Annotated in this window: 22 protein-coding genes; 10 read left to right on the forward strand and 12 right to left on the reverse strand. The window is 52.1% G+C overall.

All coding sequences use genetic code 11. From position 1 onward, the window contains the following. Window positions 1-295, reverse strand: a 295-nt coding sequence (locus JCM12296_RS16425; RefSeq protein WP_054695291.1) for a hypothetical protein, incomplete at its 3' end; no start/stop codon positions are given. Between the two features lie 105 nt (window positions 296-400). On the opposite strand from JCM12296_RS16425, the gene JCM12296_RS16430 reads away from it, so the two are divergent. The 10 genes from JCM12296_RS16430 to JCM12296_RS16470 all read left to right on the forward strand — a co-directional run bounded on the left by JCM12296_RS16430 (window position 401) and on the right by JCM12296_RS16470 (window position 7,910). Continuing rightward, complete coding sequence (locus JCM12296_RS16430) at window positions 401-1,057, forward strand: dehydrogenase family protein (protein WP_054695294.1); 657 nt, start codon at window positions 401-403, stop codon at window positions 1,055-1,057. A 30-nt stretch (window positions 1,058-1,087) separates the two neighbouring features. Beyond that, complete coding sequence (locus JCM12296_RS16435) at window positions 1,088-2,257, forward strand: NAD(P) transhydrogenase subunit alpha (RefSeq protein WP_054695297.1); 1,170 nt, start codon at window positions 1,088-1,090, stop codon at window positions 2,255-2,257. Window positions 2,258-2,275: 18 nt separating this feature from the next. Then, window positions 2,276-2,578: an NAD(P) transhydrogenase subunit alpha part 2 gene (locus JCM12296_RS16440; protein ID WP_054695300.1), complete on the forward strand. Its 303-nt coding sequence runs from the start codon at window positions 2,276-2,278 to the stop codon at window positions 2,576-2,578. Window positions 2,579-2,668: 90 nt separating this feature from the next. Next, window positions 2,669-4,132, forward strand: coding sequence for an NAD(P)(+) transhydrogenase (Re/Si-specific) subunit beta (locus JCM12296_RS16445; protein ID WP_172683934.1), 1,464 nt, complete (start codon window positions 2,669-2,671; stop codon window positions 4,130-4,132). A gap of 43 nt (window positions 4,133-4,175) precedes the next feature. Next, window positions 4,176-4,829, forward strand: coding sequence for a hypothetical protein (locus JCM12296_RS16450; protein ID WP_157067674.1), 654 nt, complete (start codon window positions 4,176-4,178; stop codon window positions 4,827-4,829). Window positions 4,830-4,966: 137 nt separating this feature from the next. Continuing rightward, window positions 4,967-5,494 (forward strand): hypothetical protein, encoded by a 528-nt coding sequence (locus JCM12296_RS16455; RefSeq protein WP_054695309.1) that lies wholly within the window; start codon window positions 4,967-4,969, stop codon window positions 5,492-5,494. A 73-nt stretch (window positions 5,495-5,567) separates the two neighbouring features. Then, a complete protein-coding gene (locus JCM12296_RS16460; RefSeq protein ID WP_054695312.1) occupies window positions 5,568-5,846 on the forward strand; it encodes an STAS domain-containing protein in 279 nt (92 codons plus the stop codon). Window positions 5,847-5,932: 86 nt separating this feature from the next. Further along, complete coding sequence (locus JCM12296_RS16465; RefSeq protein WP_054695314.1) at window positions 5,933-6,337, forward strand: DUF2917 domain-containing protein; 405 nt, start codon at window positions 5,933-5,935, stop codon at window positions 6,335-6,337. Continuing rightward, window positions 6,324-6,596 carry a GreA/GreB family elongation factor gene (locus JCM12296_RS36520; protein ID WP_083456212.1) on the forward strand — a complete coding sequence of 91 codons (273 nt, stop codon included), beginning with the start codon at window positions 6,324-6,326 and terminating at the stop codon, window positions 6,594-6,596. The genes JCM12296_RS16465 and JCM12296_RS36520 overlap by 14 nt, the downstream gene beginning before the upstream one ends. A gap of 915 nt (window positions 6,597-7,511) precedes the next feature. Beyond that, window positions 7,512-7,910, forward strand: a complete 399-nt coding sequence (locus JCM12296_RS16470) for a hypothetical protein (protein WP_054695317.1) — start codon at window positions 7,512-7,514, stop codon at window positions 7,908-7,910. Window positions 7,911-8,137: 227 nt separating this feature from the next. Here JCM12296_RS16470 and rd read toward each other — a convergent pair whose 3' ends face one another. From rd to JCM12296_RS16525, 11 genes are all read right to left on the reverse strand, one after another. Then, the gene (gene rd, locus JCM12296_RS16475) at window positions 8,138-8,299 is read right to left on the reverse strand and encodes a rubredoxin (protein ID WP_054695321.1); all 162 of its coding nucleotides are present in this window, start codon (window positions 8,297-8,299) and stop codon (window positions 8,138-8,140) included. A 64-nt stretch (window positions 8,300-8,363) separates the two neighbouring features. After that, window positions 8,364-8,558 carry a cupin domain-containing protein gene (locus JCM12296_RS50565; RefSeq protein ID WP_218188130.1) on the reverse strand — a complete coding sequence of 65 codons (195 nt, stop codon included), beginning with the start codon at window positions 8,556-8,558 and terminating at the stop codon, window positions 8,364-8,366. Window positions 8,559-8,575: 17 nt separating this feature from the next. Continuing rightward, the gene (locus JCM12296_RS47600; protein WP_281492032.1) at window positions 8,576-8,701 is read right to left on the reverse strand and encodes a cupin domain-containing protein; all 126 of its coding nucleotides are present in this window, start codon (window positions 8,699-8,701) and stop codon (window positions 8,576-8,578) included. 34 nt (window positions 8,702-8,735) lie between these two features. Continuing rightward, window positions 8,736-11,870, reverse strand: coding sequence for an efflux RND transporter permease subunit (locus JCM12296_RS16485; RefSeq protein ID WP_054695324.1), 3,135 nt, complete (start codon window positions 11,868-11,870; stop codon window positions 8,736-8,738). A gap of 160 nt (window positions 11,871-12,030) precedes the next feature. Next, entirely contained in the window at window positions 12,031-12,906 is an 876-nt protein-coding gene (locus tag JCM12296_RS16495; RefSeq protein WP_246804428.1) for an efflux RND transporter periplasmic adaptor subunit, read from the reverse strand. Window positions 12,907-13,150: 244 nt separating this feature from the next. Next, entirely contained in the window at window positions 13,151-14,797 is a 1,647-nt protein-coding gene (gene hcp, locus JCM12296_RS16500) for a hydroxylamine reductase (protein WP_054695333.1), read from the reverse strand. 29 nt (window positions 14,798-14,826) lie between these two features. After that, window positions 14,827-15,363 carry an HPP family protein gene (locus tag JCM12296_RS16505; RefSeq protein WP_054695336.1) on the reverse strand — a complete coding sequence of 179 codons (537 nt, stop codon included), beginning with the start codon at window positions 15,361-15,363 and terminating at the stop codon, window positions 14,827-14,829. A 12-nt stretch (window positions 15,364-15,375) separates the two neighbouring features. Continuing rightward, window positions 15,376-15,981 (reverse strand): CBS domain-containing protein, encoded by a 606-nt coding sequence (locus JCM12296_RS16510; protein ID WP_054695339.1) that lies wholly within the window; start codon window positions 15,979-15,981, stop codon window positions 15,376-15,378. Between the two features lie 81 nt (window positions 15,982-16,062). Then, complete coding sequence (locus tag JCM12296_RS16515; RefSeq protein ID WP_054695342.1) at window positions 16,063-17,091, reverse strand: uroporphyrinogen decarboxylase/cobalamine-independent methonine synthase family protein; 1,029 nt, start codon at window positions 17,089-17,091, stop codon at window positions 16,063-16,065. A 27-nt stretch (window positions 17,092-17,118) separates the two neighbouring features. Next, the gene (locus tag JCM12296_RS16520) at window positions 17,119-17,346 is read right to left on the reverse strand and encodes a DUF1858 domain-containing protein (RefSeq protein ID WP_054695345.1); all 228 of its coding nucleotides are present in this window, start codon (window positions 17,344-17,346) and stop codon (window positions 17,119-17,121) included. Window positions 17,347-17,578: 232 nt separating this feature from the next. Further along, the gene (locus tag JCM12296_RS16525; RefSeq protein WP_054695348.1) at window positions 17,579-18,271 is read right to left on the reverse strand and encodes a Crp/Fnr family transcriptional regulator; all 693 of its coding nucleotides are present in this window, start codon (window positions 18,269-18,271) and stop codon (window positions 17,579-17,581) included. Window positions 18,272-18,339 lie beyond the last annotated feature (68 nt).

An 18,339-nucleotide genomic window follows, 5' to 3' on the forward strand; every position in this document is an offset into this window, starting at 1 on the left:
TCGAAACCGGCCGCCTGCCTTGATTTTTAAGCTTTTCAGGCATGGCGTGTACCAACTCGTCGGCCTTTTCACGTAGTTCGTCCGAGTCGATCGCTTGTTGAATTTTCAGGGCCGTCATCAACGCGGCTATTTTATCAGTTGCCTTAAGTATGGCGCGTTCGGCAGCTTCAAGGCTATTGGGATCGGTAATGGATTGTCGAGTGTTTCGGATTTCATCGAGCTCGTTTAATGCCTGGTTGAGTTGGCTTTGAAGCTCGTCAGCTTGATTGATGCTACCGGATGTTTTTTCCGCCATGACCATCTCCCTGTTTGGTTTATATTCCAATCCAGGATGATGGTATATTAAATGTCGCCCATTGTCCAGGGGGCTGTACGTTATTGCTTAAATTGCCTATTATTCATGAATGCACCCATCGCGGTATCTGGGTTTGGAAACGTCGCATGGGGCGTGGTCACGAAAGCCACCCAAATGGGCGGCAAGATTGTAACACTATCCGGCCCAGATGGTTTCATCCACGATCCAAAAGGTATTCATGGGGAGAAGATTGACTATATGTTAGCGATGCGACGGACCAACCGCGACCGTGTGGAAGACTATGCCACGGAGTTCGGGGTTGAATTTTATCCAGGTGAACGGCCATGGGATCTTCCATGCGATGTCGCTTTTCCGTGTGCCTGTGAAAATGAGTTGGACGAAAAAGATGCCCTAAATCTCCTTAAAAACGGCTGCCAGTGTATCACCGAAGTCTCCAACATGCCAGTGACCCAGAAAGCGATGGATCTTCTGGTGGAAAGCGGCATTCTCTATTCTCCTGGAAAGGCCTCGAATGCTGCAGGTGTGGCCTGTTCAGGACTCGAAATGGCCCAGAACAGCTCCAAAATCAGATGGCCGCGGGAAGAGGTCGAACAACGACTGCGCACCATTATAATCGACATCCATGAGACGTGCCTATCCGTTGCTGAACGATATGGCCAAAAAGGAAACTACTTTTTTGGTGCCAATATTGCCGGATTCATCAAAGTTGCCAATGCGATGATCGATCAAGGCAACACCTGAACGGGTGTATGCCGAATTGAGAGGAAGCTTATGATTATCGGAATTCCAAAAGAGATCCTATTTGAAGAAAAAAGGGTAGCCGCCACACCGGACACCGTGCGCAAATATATCCAATTGGGTTTTGATGTCATCATCGAGACATCCGCAGGGGAAGGCATTTTATTGGGGGACGATGAATACGCGATGGCGGGAGCCACGATTGTCTCCGACCCTGAACGGCTGTTCGCCGAATCCGACATCGTCCTTAAAGTCAAACAACCGATCTTCAATGAACGGCTTGATAAGCATGAAGTCAACATGCTGCGCGACGAGAGCATGTTGATCACCTTTCTTCACCCGGCCGCGCCAGAGAACCATGATATCGTCAAACGGCTGCGGGATAAAAAAATCACAGCTCTGACCATGGACGGTATCCCGCGCATTTCCCGTGCCCAGCGCATGGACGCCCTGTCTTCCATGAGCACGGTTACCGGTTACAAATCCGTAATCATGGCGGCCAACCAACTGCCAACGTTCATCCCCATGATTGGGACGGCAATCGGTACGATCAAGCCGGCAACATTTCTGATTGTTGGCGCTGGGATTGTGGGACTTCAAGCCATTGCCACGGCCAAACGTCTTGGCGGTGTTATCAAGGCCATCGATATCCGTAAGGAAGCCTGCACCCAAGCCGCCAGTCTGGGCGCCAAAGTGGTTGATTTCGACATTCCTCAGGAGTTGGCGACTGGAAGCGGGGGGTATGCAAGAGCTCTGGAAAACGAATGGCTTGAAATTGAACAGCGTCTGATCAGTCCCCATCTGGAAGATGCAGATGTGGTCATCCTCAGTGCGCTGGTACCGGGAGAAGTTGCACCAATCCTGGTAACCGAGAAAATGCTTTCTACCATGAAATCGGGGTCGGTGATCATGGATGTCTCCGTGGATCAGGGCGGTAATTGTGCGGCTACTGAACCGGGAAGATTCATTCAACGATTGGGCGTCCAAATCTGCGGCATTCAAAACATTCCCGGCAGGATGGCGGTGCATGCCAGCTGGTTGTATGCGAACAACATCTATTTTTATGTCGAAAATCTTTTCAAAAACGGTGTGGGAGAGCCTGACCTGAAAGATGAAATTGTAAAACGTTCTCTGGTCACCCATCGTTCAAGCATTCACCATCAAGGCGCACTAAAGGCCATGCGTGGCGCGTTGTCCAATTAACCCGAAAGAGGCGCACAGATGGCAAACTTGCTTTTAATGACAGGTGTTTTCATAGCGTCCTTTATTGTCGGCACGCTGCTGATATCCAAGGTGCCTTCTTTGCTGCATACGCCCCTGATGTCCATGACCAATGCCATTTCGGCAGTTACCATCTTGGGTGCGTTGATTCTCTTCTCAGTGGAGACGTCGGTTGTCGAAAAGGTGTTGGGTGCACTGGCTATCATTACGGCATCCTTCAATGTTGTCGGCGGTTTTGCCATTACGGATAGAATGCTCAGGCTTTTCAAGGAAAAACGCACCAACGAACAAAGTCCGTACTGATTGGGGCAGTCACTCTTCATCCATACGATGGTGAGCCCACAACGCACCCTTGGGTGTATCCATGAACCCATAAAAGAAATCCTCCGAATCATGATATTCTTTATCGACGTTGCGGTTATATTTGCCCTGATAGCGGGGATATGGCAGTTCCGGGAACCCCGACAGGCAAAATTCGGCAACCTGACAGCCGCAGGTGCGCTAACCTGTGCGTTTTTGTTGGTGCTTTATCGTCATGAAATAATGGACATGGGGATTGTCATCGCGTCGCTTCTAGTGGGGGGGCTCACCGGATTTGCAGTGGCGCGTAGCGTCAGCATGATTCAGATCCCGGCGATGGTGGCCTTCCAGCACGGTGCAGGCGGCGCAGCGGCATTTGTTGTATCCTTGGTTGAGCTTACCCGTGCGACCAATACGCTGGATGAAGTAAGTGAAATTTCGGGTGTGATAGGATTGACGATCGGTGCGGTGACATTCAGTGCCAGCATGGTGGCCAGCGCCAAACTATCCAACCGAATCAGGCAGACACCGCACATCCTGAAGGCCCACAACTACCTTTTGTCGATAGCCCTCGGCGGCTTGTTCATGGTTGGTGTGTCGTCCTTTTATTCTTCGACCTCCGATATGGCATTGATCCTCTATCTTGTGCAGATTCTGCTGTCTGTTTTTTGGGGCATCTTGTTTTCGATTCGCATTGGCGGCGCCGATATGCCGGTATTGATTTCACTCCTGAATGCAGCAGCCGGTCTGGCTGCATCATTTTGCGGGGTGGTGACCGGCAGTCAGTTGTTGATCGCTTTCGGAGCTACGGTGGCAGCCTCGGGTTCCATTCTCACCCATGTGATGTGCAAGGCCATGAATCGAAATCTTTTCCGAGTATTCTTTCCTGAACAAAAGAGACCAATGGATATCCCAGAAAAAGATGAACGATCGTCAACATTGTTATCCGCACCAGCGTCCGAAGACGCCGAAGCATCGGCAGTGGTACAGGGTTTAAAAAAGGCGGCGACGGCCATTTTGAATGCCGAAACCGTGATCATTATTCCCGGCTATGGGATGGCCCTGGCCAACGCCCAAATGAACGTCGCCGAACTTGCCCAATGGATGGTTGCCATGGGTAAGGATGTCAAATACGCCATCCACCCGGTGGCTGGAAGGATGCCCGGGCACATGAATGTGCTCCTGGCCGAAGCCGGTGTGGATTACGACATGCTGATTGAGATGGAAACCATTAATTTTGACTTTCGGTACACCGATCTGGTTCTGATCGTCGGCGCTTGTGATGTGGTCAATCCCGCTGCCATTGATGTCGAAAACACCCCCATCTCAGGAATGCCGATTTTGATGGCCCACCAAGCCAAACAGGTGGTGTGCTGCAATTTCGATGACAAACCAGGCTATTCAGGTGTCGAGAACTCTTTATACAAAAATTGCAATACCATCATGCTTCCGGGAGATGCCAAAAAGACAATCAATCAACTATTGGCATCTCTGAGCGACCAACAACATAAGGCTCCGAACGTTAAGGTATCTGCTTTGTATTTGATGGATGGTTGAATTGGTATTTTATTACATTAGAGAATTCGAAATGGAAACGGACATGCATAGAAAGAACCCATCCTCCCCCCAACACCGGGTCGATATCAAACATGTTCACGATTTAAACGAGCGTACAAAAGAGCTTAATTGCCTTTACAGTGCCTTCAGACTGTTGGGCGCAACGGATGACACACCCTTGGAAAAAACTCTCCAGGAAGTGGTTGATCTGTTACCAAGCGGCTGGCAATACCCCAAAATTGCATGTGCCAGGCTTATCATTGGCGACAAGGAATATCGTTCCGAACGATATGTCCAAAGCAACTGGCTTCTGACCGCAGACATTGTCCAAACAAAGGAAAAGGCCGGTTCAGTTGAGATCGCTTATGCTGAAATGCGTCCTGAATGCTTTAAAGGTCCTTTCCTGGAAGAGGAAGTGTTCCTGTTGGAAGCGATTGGCAAGCTGATCGGCCAATTCCTCCAACGCAAAACCCTGGAAGAAGAAAAAACCAGATTCTTCCTCGATGTTCAAAAAAAATACGAGAAAATCCTCAGTGGATTTATTCCTATTTGCGCGTCCTGCAAGAGTATTAGAGACGAAGACGGGGTGTGGCAACGGCTGGAAACCTACGTTCATAAGCAAACCGGTGCGACATTCAGCCACGGCATCTGTCCGGCATGTATTAAAAAGCTATACCCTCATTTCGAAAAGCGATAGTTGACGATCATGCGTTCACCTTTTTTCGAGGTAATCAGAACGAACTCCATAAATGACGTGCCGGTCAAAGCCGGCCATGATGGAATAAAAACCTCGTCCGCAGATTCTGTGCTCATCGGAAAGGAATGAATGAAAAAATGGAAAAGATGAAAGTTAGGGAATTGATGCGTTCAATTGACGAATTCCCTCGCATTTCCAGTCAAGCCACTTTTATGGAAGCTGTGAAAGTCCTGGAAAAGGTCGACCTGGAATTCAAGTCAGGCAAGGCTCCCGAAAAGATTTTACTGGTCTATGATGTGACGGGATATATTGTTGGAAAATTATCCCCCATGGACGTTGTTCAGGGTTTAGAACCAAACTACGCAAACATCGACGACCTTAAAGTTACTCCCTATTATCAACTGATAAGAATGTGGCACAGACCGCTAGGTGAACTCTGTGAAAAAGCCCATAGTGTTAAAATCCACAATTTTATCAAGATGCCGACTACTGATCATATGGTAAATGTTGATGATAAAATGGACAGCGCCTTTCACCTTTTCGTCGTAAACCGCCACGATTCTCTTTTCGTCAAAGACGGGCAAGACATCGTGGGCCTGATTCGATTCTCAGATGTCTATAAGAAAATCAGAGAAACCATGATGACGTGTCGTCTTCCGGCGTAAATCCACTGTATGAACAGATAGTTAAATTGAAAGTTTGGTGGCGCGAGTATACTGATCCTACAGAGGAGGCGATATGGCCAGCAACTTCTACATTGTTGCTAAAAAAAAGAGAAATCAATTCCTGGAGTTAAGGTTGTTCGGCGATTTTGACGCATCGTCTGCGTGCGAACTGATCAATTATCTGGACGAAAGCGTCAATACATCCTGCAAAGTGATCATCGATACCGATGGATTACGGGCTATCGACGGCTTCGGTTTAAGTCTCTTCCGTCCACAATTATCAAAGCGAAACAAACTCCTGGCGGATATCGAGGTGGTTGGACGGTTCGGCGAGGTTTTTAGGGAAGAGTGAAATATCAAGATTGGGTGCATTTTAATTTTCCACATGAAGTGTTGAGTCGCTCCTGTTGAAAGGACTGAAAGGGAAGGGCATTTCCAATGAAGGACCAAATCAATAATAATGAAAACGTGTTTGATGTTCATAAACGGTTTTTTCTGGCAAACAGCCCCAATCCGGATACTGTGGTCGACTTAACCGTCGGCCAGAAATGGCGGCTAATGGGTAAACGTGAATACCAAACCCTTTTTTGCCTTCAAGGCAGGGTGTGGGTGACGCAAGAATGCGACATCCGCGACTACGTGCTCGAAAAGGGTGATGCTTTTATCGTCACACAACGAGGATTAGTGATCGTCAGAGCCATCATTCAGGCTCGAATAGGTTACGCCGAGAGCATAGTACCTTTGGATTCGAAGCGATATTTCCCCCATACTTTTCTGACCAAGGGCCTATCGGCAGCGTTCAAGAAGGCTATGAAGCAACGGAGGGACAATGTATCCGCATGAAATTAATGCCAATTTATCAAACCCAAAAAAGAAATGGACTGTCAAAGTAAACTCCCGGATATGCATAAAAGATGTAGATAGCGGTGAAGTGTTCACATTTTTCCTTGTTCCACCTGAAGAACTTGATGCAAAAAATGGTAAAATATCAATTTTAACGACCCTTGGTGCTGCTTTGATCGGCAAAGGGGTCGGAAATGTGGTCACCTGGCAGGCTCCATCCGGTCCAAGGAGATTTGAAGTGCAATCTGTGTTTTGTTGAGGATATCAAGGCCTAATTCCGGTGCAGCCCGTTAACTTCTTTGTCCCTGCCTGACACATTCGCTGCGAACGAAAAACAGTTTTTGGGGAGAAAAGAATGGCGGATACGATGAAAGGAGAAATTAATGAGCGAGATGCCTTGCGTATTCTAACAGAGGCATCTGTCAAATGCCGGCCTTTTGCCAGTACCGCTCTTATTCGTGCATCAAACGGGGTCATGTACAATTTTTCGAGTGGAGGCGCCTTTGTCGAAACGACCGACAATTATAGCGTTGGAACCATTCTAATTGTTCATGTTATTAATTACCCCCATATTCCCTCATCAATCGCCGGAGATGTTCGGCCACGCTCAGTTTGCCTGGCAGAAGTCAGATGGCAACGGCAATTGAGTAGCGGAAGGGTTGTTCGATATGGCATGGGGTTGAAGTATCTTAACTAAAAAAGCATCACAGAATTAGAAAAAATGGGAATAATCCGCCCTCAGTTCTTTGACCACAAACCTCTGTAAATCAATCCGAAGTCGCCAAATATATTCCCACGGGATGAGGGAAATGACAAAAAGTCTGTTTATTCGGGCACTGGTCGCCATTCTTGCTGATAGCAAACAGGTCTGCCCACAAGGCCCTGCGGGCTTACCTGGAATCGGTGGCTCCCGACGATGCCGACCCGTTGTTCCCGAGCCGCAAGACCGGACGGCCGATCACGTTTCAGATGGTCAACTTCCTGGTCAAGAAATGGGCACACACGATCAACTTAAAGGGGAATTATGGGGAGCACACCCTGCTCCAAATTCAGTCATATGATCTCAAGGGGCTTGAAAGCGTAACGATAATGGTTAATTTTCATAAACGAGATATTCCTCTCCGTCACCCACCAACTCACTATCATTATATCGAAATATTAAAAGAGGATTGTTGTGGCACGAAAAAAACTTGTTGAGCATAATGCCCTGGTTCAAGCGATCGAGATGGGCACATCCAAAGCCAGGATCATGGAGGACTTCGGTTTCAAAGATTCCACGGCTCTGCATGCAGCCTATTACAATGCCCTTGTGGCTTTGGGAAAGATCGAGGGAGTGAAAAAGGAACGCAAAAAAAAGAAAGTCAATACCCGGATAAGCATCAACAGCAGGGGAAGTCTCGTCGTTCCCAAGGAACTGGTTGATTATCTGGAATTGGACCCTGACGCCCAGTACGATGTTGTGAAAAACGGTTCCGATCTGATCCTGAAAAAAAGCGCAAAGCCGCCAAAGACCATCCTTCGCAAGGGCGCTAATTCTCCTAAATATGGGGTTGTAAGCCAGAACCCTATATAATTCCGTTACCCCCCTCCAGCCATGCCACGATCGAGTCCAAATCAACCACCTGCCCATTGTCACGGACAAGTGTAGTGCCTGATCAGGTGAATGTGGCGACACGCCGTTGGTGAAGTCTTTTTTATCTAAGCAAGTGCCTTTGCGTTGCCAGCCCCCAAGGGAGGCTTTACGCTTAGTTGGCGGCTGGCAGTGCAAATGTTGGGGTTGCCCCTACTTGGTTCTCCGATTCAGGATACCTTTTCAAATTCATCCTTACCGACACCGCAGATGGGGCAAACCCAGTCATCGGGCAAATCCTCGAAAGAGACGCCTGGCTCAATTCCTCCTTCTGTGTCGCCTTCGGCAGGGTCGTAAATGTAATCGCAAGGAATACATCTCCATTTTTCCATGTTTTCTCCTTTCAATAATTAACGGGTGCGCATAACCTGAAGAGAAGCGGATTTCACCGATGGGCTACAATAATTTTGTTGATTTTACTGGCTTGGGGGTTTTAACCACAAGAAACCTTAATGTCGACTGGCTTTCATTGTACCAGCAATGGGGAATCTTTGCGGGACTGCTGATGAGTGTGTCTTCGCTGACCGCCTGTTTTTCGCTGCCGATTTCAACTATGCCGGTTCCTTCCAGAACATAGAAAAAAACATCCACGGGCGTTACGTGCTTTTTCAGGCTTCCCCAGGCTGCAGGGTGATGTGCACCACCTGGGCGTTTTCCGTATTATAGAGCATGCTCGCTTTTACGCCGTGCGGGTTTTCCATTATTGGTGCGGCTTTCGCGTTGATTGTTTCCATGGGGCGTTCTCCTTTTTTATTGCATTTTCACCGGTCAAGAGATTCGTTGATCATATGGTTTATAATGTTCATTGAAGGATTTCAGTTTGCCCTTTAGTCGAGCCAAGCCGGCATAAAGTGCAGGAACCCAGGCAAGGGTGAGGAATGTCGAGACCAGCAACCCGGCAATGGCCACCACCGCCAGCGGTGAAAGCCGTTCGAGCCCCACGGCGGACTGTGCCGCCACCGGAAGCATACCGGCCACGGTGCTCAGCGCCGTCATCAGAATCGGCCGGGTCCGTCGGAATATGGCCTGCTCGATGGCGTCATGCAGGCCCGTTCCCTCGGCCCGGGCCGTTTCGATAAAATCCACAAGCAAAATTGAGTTGTTGACCACAATTCCCCCCAGAAGAATCATGCCCATGGCAGCCGGCATGCAGAAATGGCGTTCAAGCAGAAGCATCCCCCAGGGAACACCGATAAACGCCAAGGGAATCGCGCTCATGATGATGACAGGTCGCAGATAAGAAGAAAAGGTAACGACCATGGAGAAGTACAAAAACAGTATCGCCAGGCCCATGGCCAAGCCCAATTCGGCAAAGCTTTCCCTCATTTGTCGGATCTCGCCTTCCTGGGTGATAAGGTAGCCGGCGGGAAGTTTTACGTCCGACAGAACACGTTGAACCTGGTCCTGAAGGTGGGTAATTGCGGTGCGGTCGCGATAACCGAGGACGTTGACAACGGGCAAGAGGTCTTGACGGGTGATCCGCGCCTGGCGAAATACCTGCCCGATGTCGGCGATCTCCGAAAGCGGGATGGGACCTTCTGGCCCAACGATCTGAAGGCTTTCAAGGTCGGATATTGTGGTCATTGCAGCCGCGTCAAAACGCAGCCTAACGTTATATCCGTTCTGAGCCGCAATGCTGAACTGCGACGCCACCCGTCCTGTGGTGGCGGCTGTCATCATTGCCGAGACATCGCTGGGAGACAGTCCATAGCGGGCCAGCCGCGTTTCATCCAGGTTGATGGCGATTTCCCTTTTGGACCAGTCCCAGGAGCGGGAAACGCTGGTCAGTCCGTGGATCGACCGTAGCCGTTTCTCAACCTCAGCGGCCAATTGGTCCAACAATCGGGGATCCGGTCCGGAAATCATCACATCAATGGGGGCGGCGATGGAGGAAAGGGGCGTCGCCCCGTAGTCATAGACATCCGCCCGTTTGAGCCCGGGAATTTTTGAAAATGAATCCCGAAGCTCGGCCTCGATCTCCCAAATGGATTTTTCCCGCTCAAACCGATTCTTGAAGTGGACGGTGATCAGTCCCTCCTGAGAAGTTCGGTCTGCGCCGAAACTGATCACATCGGGTTCGGCCCCGACCAGCGTGGCCATGCGCAGAAAACCCGGAACCGCCATGATGCGTTTTTCCATCTCCGCCGCGACACGTTCAGTGACCGCGAGAGGGCTGTTGGGCCAGACGTCGAAGCTGACTTTCACAATCCCCGTATCCATGGGAGGCATGAGGTCCCGCCCGGCCAGAGGCATCTGTCGTAAACTCACAATGAGCAGGACCATCATCAGCACTGGAAACAGCCACCCCCATTTTCCCATGGAGAGCCGGAAACAACGCACAAAGAACCGCTGCATGGGAAGAAGCCAGAAGGCGGTCGTTTTTTCAACAATCCGCTCCACCCGGTTGGCTCCCTGGCCGGTTTTCATGAGTTTGGGGGCCAGTAACGGAATGACGGTCACAGAAACAATGTAGGATGAGAGCAGGGCCAGCGATAGCACCACCGAGAGGGGCCGCAGAATTTTTTGGGAATAGCCGCCCACGAACATGATGGGGATCAATACGGCAAGGGTCGTGGCGGTGCCCGCGAAATCCGCGAGAAAAATTTCCCGGGTGCCGTCCACCGCTGCCTGGAACAAGGGTTTATTTCCTGGCGCCGCATGGCGGTCAATGTTCTCGATGACGACAATCGCGTCATCCACCAGAAGCCCCACGGCCAGGATGATGGCGGTCATGGTGACGATGTTGAGTTCGTATCCGATGAGTTTCATGCCCGCGAAGGTCATGAAAAAGGTAAACGGTATGGATATGGCCGCCAGCAACGTGGTGCGTATGCGGGCCAGGATCAGAAAAATGACCATGACCGTCAGGATCACCGAGTCCCGGAGCGCACCGATCAGATTGGACACGGACGTTTGAATGAGTTCTCCCTGGGTATCGGCAACCTCGAACACCAGCTCCGGAAACGAGGCCCGGATGCCAGGCAGGGCTTTTCCAAGGGCCGACAAGGCCCCGGTGACCGATTCGCCTTCACCGCGCAGGATGTTGAGTCCAATAGCGGGTCGGCCGTTACCCCGAAAGAATGAACGTCGCTCTTGGGCGGTGGTCGTGACGTCTGCCACGTCCCGTAGGTGTATGGTTCCACTCCGGCCATCACGGGAGAGAACGATCTCTTCCAGTTGGTAACGCAGGTCCCGCTCGCCCCGTATAATGATGACCTGTTCGCTCGATCGGGAAAACAGCGTGCCGCTAGGCATGTTGCGGTTGAGGGCGTATACCGCCGCCGCTACCTGGTCCGCCGTAAGCCCGTAGCGGGCCAACCGATCGCGTTTGATGACCAGACGGATTTCCGGGACATACCCGCCGAAAACCTCCACGTCGGCGATTCCTGAGACGCGCAATAGCTCATCTTGGATTTCGTTATCGCAGATCTGACGGACCTTGGACAAGGCCATTAACGACCCCGCCTTTGGATAAACCGCGAGTGTCTGTACGGGTGCGGTGGCATCGCTGACCCGAAAAATTCTCGGTGCTGGCAGATCGGACGGCAGGCTCGGCAGTATGCGGTTCAACGCTGCATTGACATCCGTTACCGCCGCGTCCAGGGATTTGGTGTATTCGAATTCCACGCGAACGGCGGCGGTCTCATCTCGGATGGTCGACTTCACGGTCCGAAACTTGTCCAGGGTCGCCATTTCCTTTTCAACCTTCCGGGACACCTTGTCCGCCATATCTTTGGCGGCGGCGCCGGGCCAATTCAATAGTACCGATACCTGAGGATAGTTGGAATCTGGGAACAGGTTCAACGGCAGGGTGTTGAAACCGATAACACCAAAGATCGTTCCGAGAAGGATCAAGGCGATGATGCCATGGGGTTTCTTCAGGTAAGCGCTCACCCAGTTCATGGCGTGCCTCCCGAAACCGGATAAACGCGGCCCCCGGCGACCAAGGTCAACAGCAGGGATTCGGGGCCGGCGGCAAGCGTACACTCTTTTTTCAGAGGACCATCTACGACGGCCCGGGATCCGGATTTTCCAAGCACGGTTACCGTCACCGGACTAACTGTCATATCGTCGGCCAAAGGGAATACCAAGGTCTTGTCCCCGGATTCCAGAAGACAATCCGCATCCAGCACCCACCCTCCGGGTTGGCTATCGTCAGGTCTACCCCCACCACCCCATAGGTGGGAAGGTTGAACGGCCGGGTCGGGGATTTGATTTCCACGGTTGCCAGATTCCCCGAGACGATGGCCGGATGGACCCGATCAACTACCATTTCGAGGCCCTCGCCACCGTGCAGCAATCGAACCGGTGCGTTTCGAACAAGGGTCGCCGCCGTATCCTGGGGCACCCAGATCAGAATCTTGTATCCCCGATCTGGATTTTCCACTCGGAAAACCGGCATCCCGTTTGTAACCAGATCGCCGAGCCCCTTCATCCGTTCAGTGATGATTCCGTCGAAAAACGATTCCAGATGGGAAAAAGACAATGCGACCTTTGCCGCGGACAGCTCCTGTTCCAGGCTGCGAACGCGGCTTTCGGCCAGGCTGGCCGAAAGCTCCGCTTCGTCAAGTGTCTCTTGGGCAACGGCTCGGTTTTTGAGTAGTTCTCGGCGGCGGTTACGGATGGTTTGTTTCGTGGCCAAGTCTTCCCGCGCCCCGACAAGTTCAGCCGCCAGGGAATTTTTCTTGGTTTCGGAAAGCCGGGTGTCAATCTCCGCTGCGACCTCGCCTTTTCGAAGCCGATCCCCCACGTCCTTGTTGAGCACCGTGATATAGCCAGTAGTCTGGGCTGACAACAACGCTTCAGCTTCGGGTTCGATGGTTCCGAGATAATGCTGGGTAATCGGTAGACGGCCCCATTTCCCGGACGTGGTGGAAACGGCGACGGGTCGCGTGAGGGGCATGGATTGATTTGCAAGTTGGGCCTTGCGATGGTGCACGAGCAAGATTGCGCCCAAGATTACAAGACCCACTATGATGACCACAAGAGACCGGATAAAGAACGTTTTCATGCCGAAGGGCTCAACTCCATTAATTGACCATGCAAACGACAGCAGCTGGCAATAGGAAATCGCTATCGCTTCCGTTTCAGCAGGGATCAATAAGAAATGCTTGTTTGCGTGGGGCATCAAAGCAGGCCTGCGTGTCCTTCCTCAGCGGAACGGACACGCAGGCCGATCATGCCTAATTGCCGGCCATCATGGCGGCGATGTCCGCCTCTACTGTCCCGATGGGTTTGATGTCGAATTTCTCCACAAGTACAGTAGTCACATTGGGTGAGAGAAAACCCGGCAGTGTCGGTCCCAGGCGGATTCCCTTGACACCGAGGAAGAGCAACGCCAGCAGAACGGCCACGGCCTTTTGTTCATACCAGGCGATGTCGTAGGAAACAGGTAGTTCATTGATGTCATTCAGGCCGAACGCTTCCTTGAGCTTCAGGGCGATGACCGCCAGGGAATAGGAATCATTGCACTGGCCGGCGTCCAGCACACGGGGAATACCGCCGATGTCTCCCAAGTCCAACTTGTTGTATCGGTACTTGGCGCAACCAGCGGTGAGAATCACCGTATCCTTGGGCAGGTTTTCGGCCACTTCGGTAAAGTAGCCGCGGGTCTTTTGGCGCCCGTCACAGCCGGCCATGACGACGAAACGCTTAATGGCGCCGGACTTGACAGCGTCGATGACCTTATCGGCCAGGGCCAGGACCTGGTTATGGGCGAAGCCGCCCACGATCTTACCGGACTCGACCTCTTGGGGCGGTGCGCAACCTTTGGCCCTTGCCACGATAGTGGAGAAATCCTTTGCCCCGCCCGATGGCCGGCCCGCGATGTGTTTGGCGCCCGGATAGCCCACCACACCGGTGGTAAAAAGCCGGTCCAGATAGGTGTTCTCCTTTTTAATCGGGATCAAACAGTTGGTGGTAAGCAGGATGGCACCGTTGAAGGTTTCGAAATCCTGGTTTTGGTGCCACCAGGATCCGCCGTAGTTGCCCACGAAATGGCTGTATTTCTTAAAGGCAGGGTAGTAATTGGCCGGCAGCATTTCTCCATGAGTATAAACATCGATGCCGGTTCCCTCAGTCTGCTCGAGCAACTCCTCCATGTCTTTCAAGTCATGACCGGAAATCAGGATGCCGGGATTTTTGCCCACGCCGATGTTCACTTCGGTGATTTCCGGATTGCCGTACGCCGTGGTATTGGCTTCATCCAGAAGGGCCATGGTGTTAACGGCGCACTCTCCGGCCTTCATGACCATGGCAATCATCTCATCCGTCGAAAGCTTCTTGGTGGTGGACGCCAGGGCCTCCATGAGAAAGCCATAGATGTCGTCCTTTTCATGACCGAGAATTGAGGCGTGATCGGCATAGGCGGCGACGCCCTTACAGCCGATAACCAGAAGCTCCCTTAGCGACCGCACATCTTCGTTTTCGGTGGCGGTGATGCGCAGCGGGCCGGACAGGGCCTTGTCCATGATCGCCTGTGTATCGGTGGCTACCCAGGTGGCGCAATCTGGCAGTTTGCCGGGAACCTCGGCCCCGAGCTTTTCCTTGACCGCATCCCGAACCTTGAGGGCTTGCTTGATGCGGCCAACGATCACGTCGTTATCCCAGGCCACGTTGGTAATCGTGGTGAACAGCGCCTCACAGATGAAGTGTCCGGCGTCCTTGTCCACCGTGCCCTTTGCCTTCAACGCTTCCCCGTAAATCGAAATCCCTTTGCACACGTAAATGAGCAGATCCTGCAAATCGGCGGTCTCCTCGGGTTTGCCGCACACGCCCCTGACGGTACAGCCCGTGTTCTTTGCTGTTTCTTGACATTGAAAACAAAACATGACTTGCCTCCTTTGTGTGTAGATGGACGCTACCACCAGAATTCAGGATAGCGCCGGTTTTGTGCCAGGTTATTGACCAGCAGGGCGACAATCAGCATGACAACCGCCCCTAAACCTGCGGGAATGAGAATGTAAAGATATCCCAGCTTGTGCACCGCGTCCGAGCCAATGACAGCGATCAAGGCCGTGGCTCCTCCCGGCGGATGCAGCGTCCGGGTAAGATGCATGACCGCGATGGCGGTCGACACAGCCAAGGCCGCTGCCAGCCATGGCTGTCCACCGATGAGTTGAAAAGCCGTGACACCGATCGCGGCCGAAAGCATATGGCCGCCAATCAAATTGCGCGGCTGGGCCAGGGGACTGCGGATGGCCCCATACACCAGCACGGCCGAGGCGCCGAAGGAGCCGATGATCATCACCAGTCCAGTCCGGTCCAGCAGCTTGTAGTGAACAAGAGCTACCAGGGCAATGCCCAGGAAGCTGCCCAGCCAGGACCAGAGGACTTCACTCATGGCAACCCCGGGCGGGCTCTGGGTATTTCCCAGCATTTTTTTAAAGTAGTGCATGTGCATTCCCTTTCAGCCCAGCATGCAGAACGCGTTGACGAGATCCGAGCGAGTCACGATGCCCACAAGATGGCCGTCCGTCTCCACAATCGGAAGGCGGTTGATGTTCTTTTCCATCAATAGCGCCGATATGGCACCAATGGTGACCTCCGCCGAGGCCGAAATGGCGGGGGCCGTCATGATGTCGCCGGCGGTACGGTTTTTCATCGGTGTGGCCGCACACCCCTTGTTTTTCAGGCAATGGGCTACCACGGCCATGAAAGTCTCGCCCTGGCTTGCGCCCATTTGCCGGAAAAAATCTTTTTCGGAGATCACCCCGACGACGCGACCGGCGTCATCTGTCACCGGTGCACCCGAGATGCCTTTTTCTGCCAGGAGAGTTGCGGTTGTGATCAGATCGGTGTCGGTCCGCACCGCGTGGACCGGGGTGCTCATGATATCGGATGCTTTGAACGCCGCCATCATTCGTTCCTTGGCCAGGGCATAGGCCAGGTGGTAGACCTCCCGGAAGTCGGCCGGGGTAATGTCGATATACCCTTGCATGGACTTCATGGCGGCCATCACGTCGCTGTCGGAGATTTCAACGGGCGCGCATTCTCGAAGGTTGCTTGCATTCATTGGTCATTCTCCAGTGTCAGTCGTTATGGACAAATGGTGCTCATCGCGTCTGATGCGCGACAGGTGGTCGAGCATCCCGGATCAGGCCAGATATTTATCCCGTAGTTGCCCGGCCATGCGGTTAACCGCAGCAAAGGCGCGCTCCACGGTACGCTCCCTGTCCGGGTTGACCAGGCAGCACGTGGCCGGCGATATCATGCTGCCGGCAATCATTTGGTCCCGGTCCACGCCCTTGTCCCACAGGATCTGCCAGACCGTTTCCAGACGATGGATCATGGAGGGCAGGTCCTCCTCTTGAAAAGCCTCGAACCCCGTGGGCACGATACCCCAGACAATCACGCCGCCCCGATCCAGGAATTTTTTGATGGATTTTGCATAGGATGAGAAAATTTCAGCATTTGTGTAGACATCCATGGAAAGCACATCCAGATCCATATTTAGCAGAAAGTCCCAATCCGGGTTGCCGCACAAATGGATCCCTCTCGGCCGGTCCACCTGGGCAAAGAACTGATCCAGATCGCCCTTGGCCTTCAAGTCGCCGTACCCTGCCATGGCCGAGAACAGGAACTGCAGGCCCGGCTCATCCACAAACATGAAGGCATTGGGGTTGCGTGCCTTGAGCCTTTCCAATTGGACATTCAGCCGCCTCGCCATGAAATCCAGCATGAACGGCCGCACCGTATCGTCGAAAAGAATAGGCCGCTCGTCTTGATCGAGAATGTTAAAGCCGAAGCTGATGGGACCTTCCAACTGGCCCCGAATGGCGGGTCGATCCGCCAGATCGAGCGCCAGGAATCGGTGATAGACTGCCGAATAGGTTTCGCTGACGTCGAACATGGTCGGGTCGTCGAAATGTTCGAGCGCGGTTTCCAGTTCCTGGATGAATTTCTCGGTGGAAAAGCGCAAGGTGCGTTTGTCCACATCCAATACGATGCCCGGAAAGTGTTCGGCGGCTTGCACGTACATGTCTTCGTAATAGCTGTAGTTGGGCAACTGGGGCCAGAACGGCACATCCAGGGAGAGGGCCATTTCCAGCGCACGATCAACGTCCGTGTGTGGCATTACCGCCATGGCGGTGGTCATCAGGTTACCGGGTATGGTTGAAACCATTAGCGCTCCTTTCGCAAGGCAACAGGATCAGGGAAACGTCGTCTGCTTGCCGCTTTCCTCGATTACGGTTTCCAAACGGGCAATCAGTTGCTGTTCATCCAGGCCATACTCCCTGGCGACATCGGCGAGGTCATGGAAGGCTTCCGCCGGGCAGCCGGCGCATTTGAGCCCTATATCGATAAAGGTGGACCACAAATAGGGGTGCTGATCCAGCAGCGCCTTGATGGTTGTCGATTTTAAAAGACGGATCGTCATGAACTGGCTATCCTTTTTCCTACTGCCCAAGAGTTCCGAGAAACATAACAACCAGCATGGATTCCTGTGACATGTGAAGCTCAATTTGAAGGTTAATACGACATCTCATTTCAGGTCGACCCTATCCGGATTTAAAAGCCATGTCTTTGCGCTGGCGCAAAGTTCGGAATTTTTTTTTGATAGAAAATGATTGGACAAATAAGGTCTGTTGGGGTGGGGGGGATAGGAGGATTTATTCGGCAAAGGCAACTAAGGCGTGAGGATCAGTTACGATAATTCTTTCCCGCCCGGTTTCGATCCACCCCTTTTTTTCCCAGGCGCTCAGGGTTCGACTAACGGTGTAAAGCGTGGTCCCGGAATAATCTGCGAGGCTTTGACGGCTTAACGGGATGTCGATCAAGACACCCTTTTTATTTTTATTCCCTTTCCAGCGCATTAGCCTGAGCAATGAACGGGCGATTCGTTGATCGACCTGTTCGGTACAAACTTCGAGATAGCGCTGCTGGATATCTTCAATTCTGGATAAAATAACACCCAGCAGGTTGATAGCAATCTCCGGGAATTGACGCATCAATTCCATCATCGTTGGTTGGCTCCAACCGACAACTTCTGTCTCTTGAACGGATTCTGCGGTTACCGGATAGACGCCATTTTTTATGACCGCAACCGCGGCGGTCAATTCTCCGCTTCCCACATAACGAATGGTCACGATCTTTCCATTTTCGTTGAGTTTTGTCAGTTTGAGCTGACCTTTGGTCACCATGTAGCATTGGGATGCAGGGTCACTCTGACAAAAAAGAAACTGGTGGGGAGGTAGATGTTTGTTCATTCCCCTATCAAGTATTCGATCATACTGATCCTCCGCCAAACCTTTGAATACATCTGATTTCGTCAGGCAATCCACCATTGATAATATTTTTCCCATTTTATCCAACAGGTTGTGCCAATAGCGCCGGATCGGCCGAGACTATTCAGGACATGCTCAAAAGCAAT

The sequence above is a fragment of the Desulfosarcina cetonica JCM 12296 genome, assembly GCF_001311845.1.
Classification (GTDB): domain Bacteria; phylum Desulfobacterota; class Desulfobacteria; order Desulfobacterales; family Desulfosarcinaceae; genus Desulfosarcina; species Desulfosarcina cetonica.

Excerpts from the sequence above, each read along its gene's own strand:
- hcp (WP_054695333.1), bottom strand. The coding sequence starts at position 14,797 with ATGTTTTGTTTTCAATGTCAAGAAACAGCAAAGAACACGGGCTGTACC.
- JCM12296_RS16515 (WP_054695342.1), bottom strand. The coding sequence starts at position 17,091 with ATGGTTTCAACCATACCCGGTAACCTGATGACCACCGCCATGGCGGTA.
- JCM12296_RS16445 (WP_172683934.1), top strand. The coding sequence starts at position 2,669 with ATGATATTCTTTATCGACGTTGCGGTTATATTTGCCCTGATAGCGGGG.
- JCM12296_RS16520 (WP_054695345.1), bottom strand. The coding sequence starts at position 17,346 with ATGACGATCCGTCTTTTAAAATCGACAACCATCAAGGCGCTGCTGGAT.
- JCM12296_RS16510 (WP_054695339.1), bottom strand. The coding sequence starts at position 15,981 with ATGAATGCAAGCAACCTTCGAGAATGCGCGCCCGTTGAAATCTCCGAC.
- JCM12296_RS47600 (WP_281492032.1), bottom strand. The coding sequence starts at position 8,701 with ATGGAAACAATCAACGCGAAAGCCGCACCAATAATGGAAAACCCGCAC.
- JCM12296_RS16455 (WP_054695309.1), top strand. The coding sequence starts at position 4,967 with ATGGAAAAGATGAAAGTTAGGGAATTGATGCGTTCAATTGACGAATTC.
- JCM12296_RS16465 (WP_054695314.1), top strand. The coding sequence starts at position 5,933 with ATGAAGGACCAAATCAATAATAATGAAAACGTGTTTGATGTTCATAAA.
- JCM12296_RS16430 (WP_054695294.1), top strand. The coding sequence starts at position 401 with ATGAATGCACCCATCGCGGTATCTGGGTTTGGAAACGTCGCATGGGGC.
- JCM12296_RS16485 (WP_054695324.1), bottom strand. The coding sequence starts at position 11,870 with ATGAACTGGGTGAGCGCTTACCTGAAGAAACCCCATGGCATCATCGCC.
- JCM12296_RS16435 (WP_054695297.1), top strand. The coding sequence starts at position 1,088 with ATGATTATCGGAATTCCAAAAGAGATCCTATTTGAAGAAAAAAGGGTA.
- JCM12296_RS36520 (WP_083456212.1), top strand. The coding sequence starts at position 6,324 with ATGTATCCGCATGAAATTAATGCCAATTTATCAAACCCAAAAAAGAAA.
- JCM12296_RS16525 (WP_054695348.1), bottom strand. The coding sequence starts at position 18,271 with ATGGGAAAAATATTATCAATGGTGGATTGCCTGACGAAATCAGATGTA.
- JCM12296_RS16440 (WP_054695300.1), top strand. The coding sequence starts at position 2,276 with ATGGCAAACTTGCTTTTAATGACAGGTGTTTTCATAGCGTCCTTTATT.
- JCM12296_RS16450 (WP_157067674.1), top strand. The coding sequence starts at position 4,176 with ATGCATAGAAAGAACCCATCCTCCCCCCAACACCGGGTCGATATCAAA.
- JCM12296_RS16460 (WP_054695312.1), top strand. The coding sequence starts at position 5,568 with ATGGCCAGCAACTTCTACATTGTTGCTAAAAAAAAGAGAAATCAATTC.
- rd (WP_054695321.1), bottom strand. The coding sequence starts at position 8,299 with ATGGAAAAATGGAGATGTATTCCTTGCGATTACATTTACGACCCTGCC.
- JCM12296_RS16505 (WP_054695336.1), bottom strand. The coding sequence starts at position 15,363 with ATGCACTACTTTAAAAAAATGCTGGGAAATACCCAGAGCCCGCCCGGG.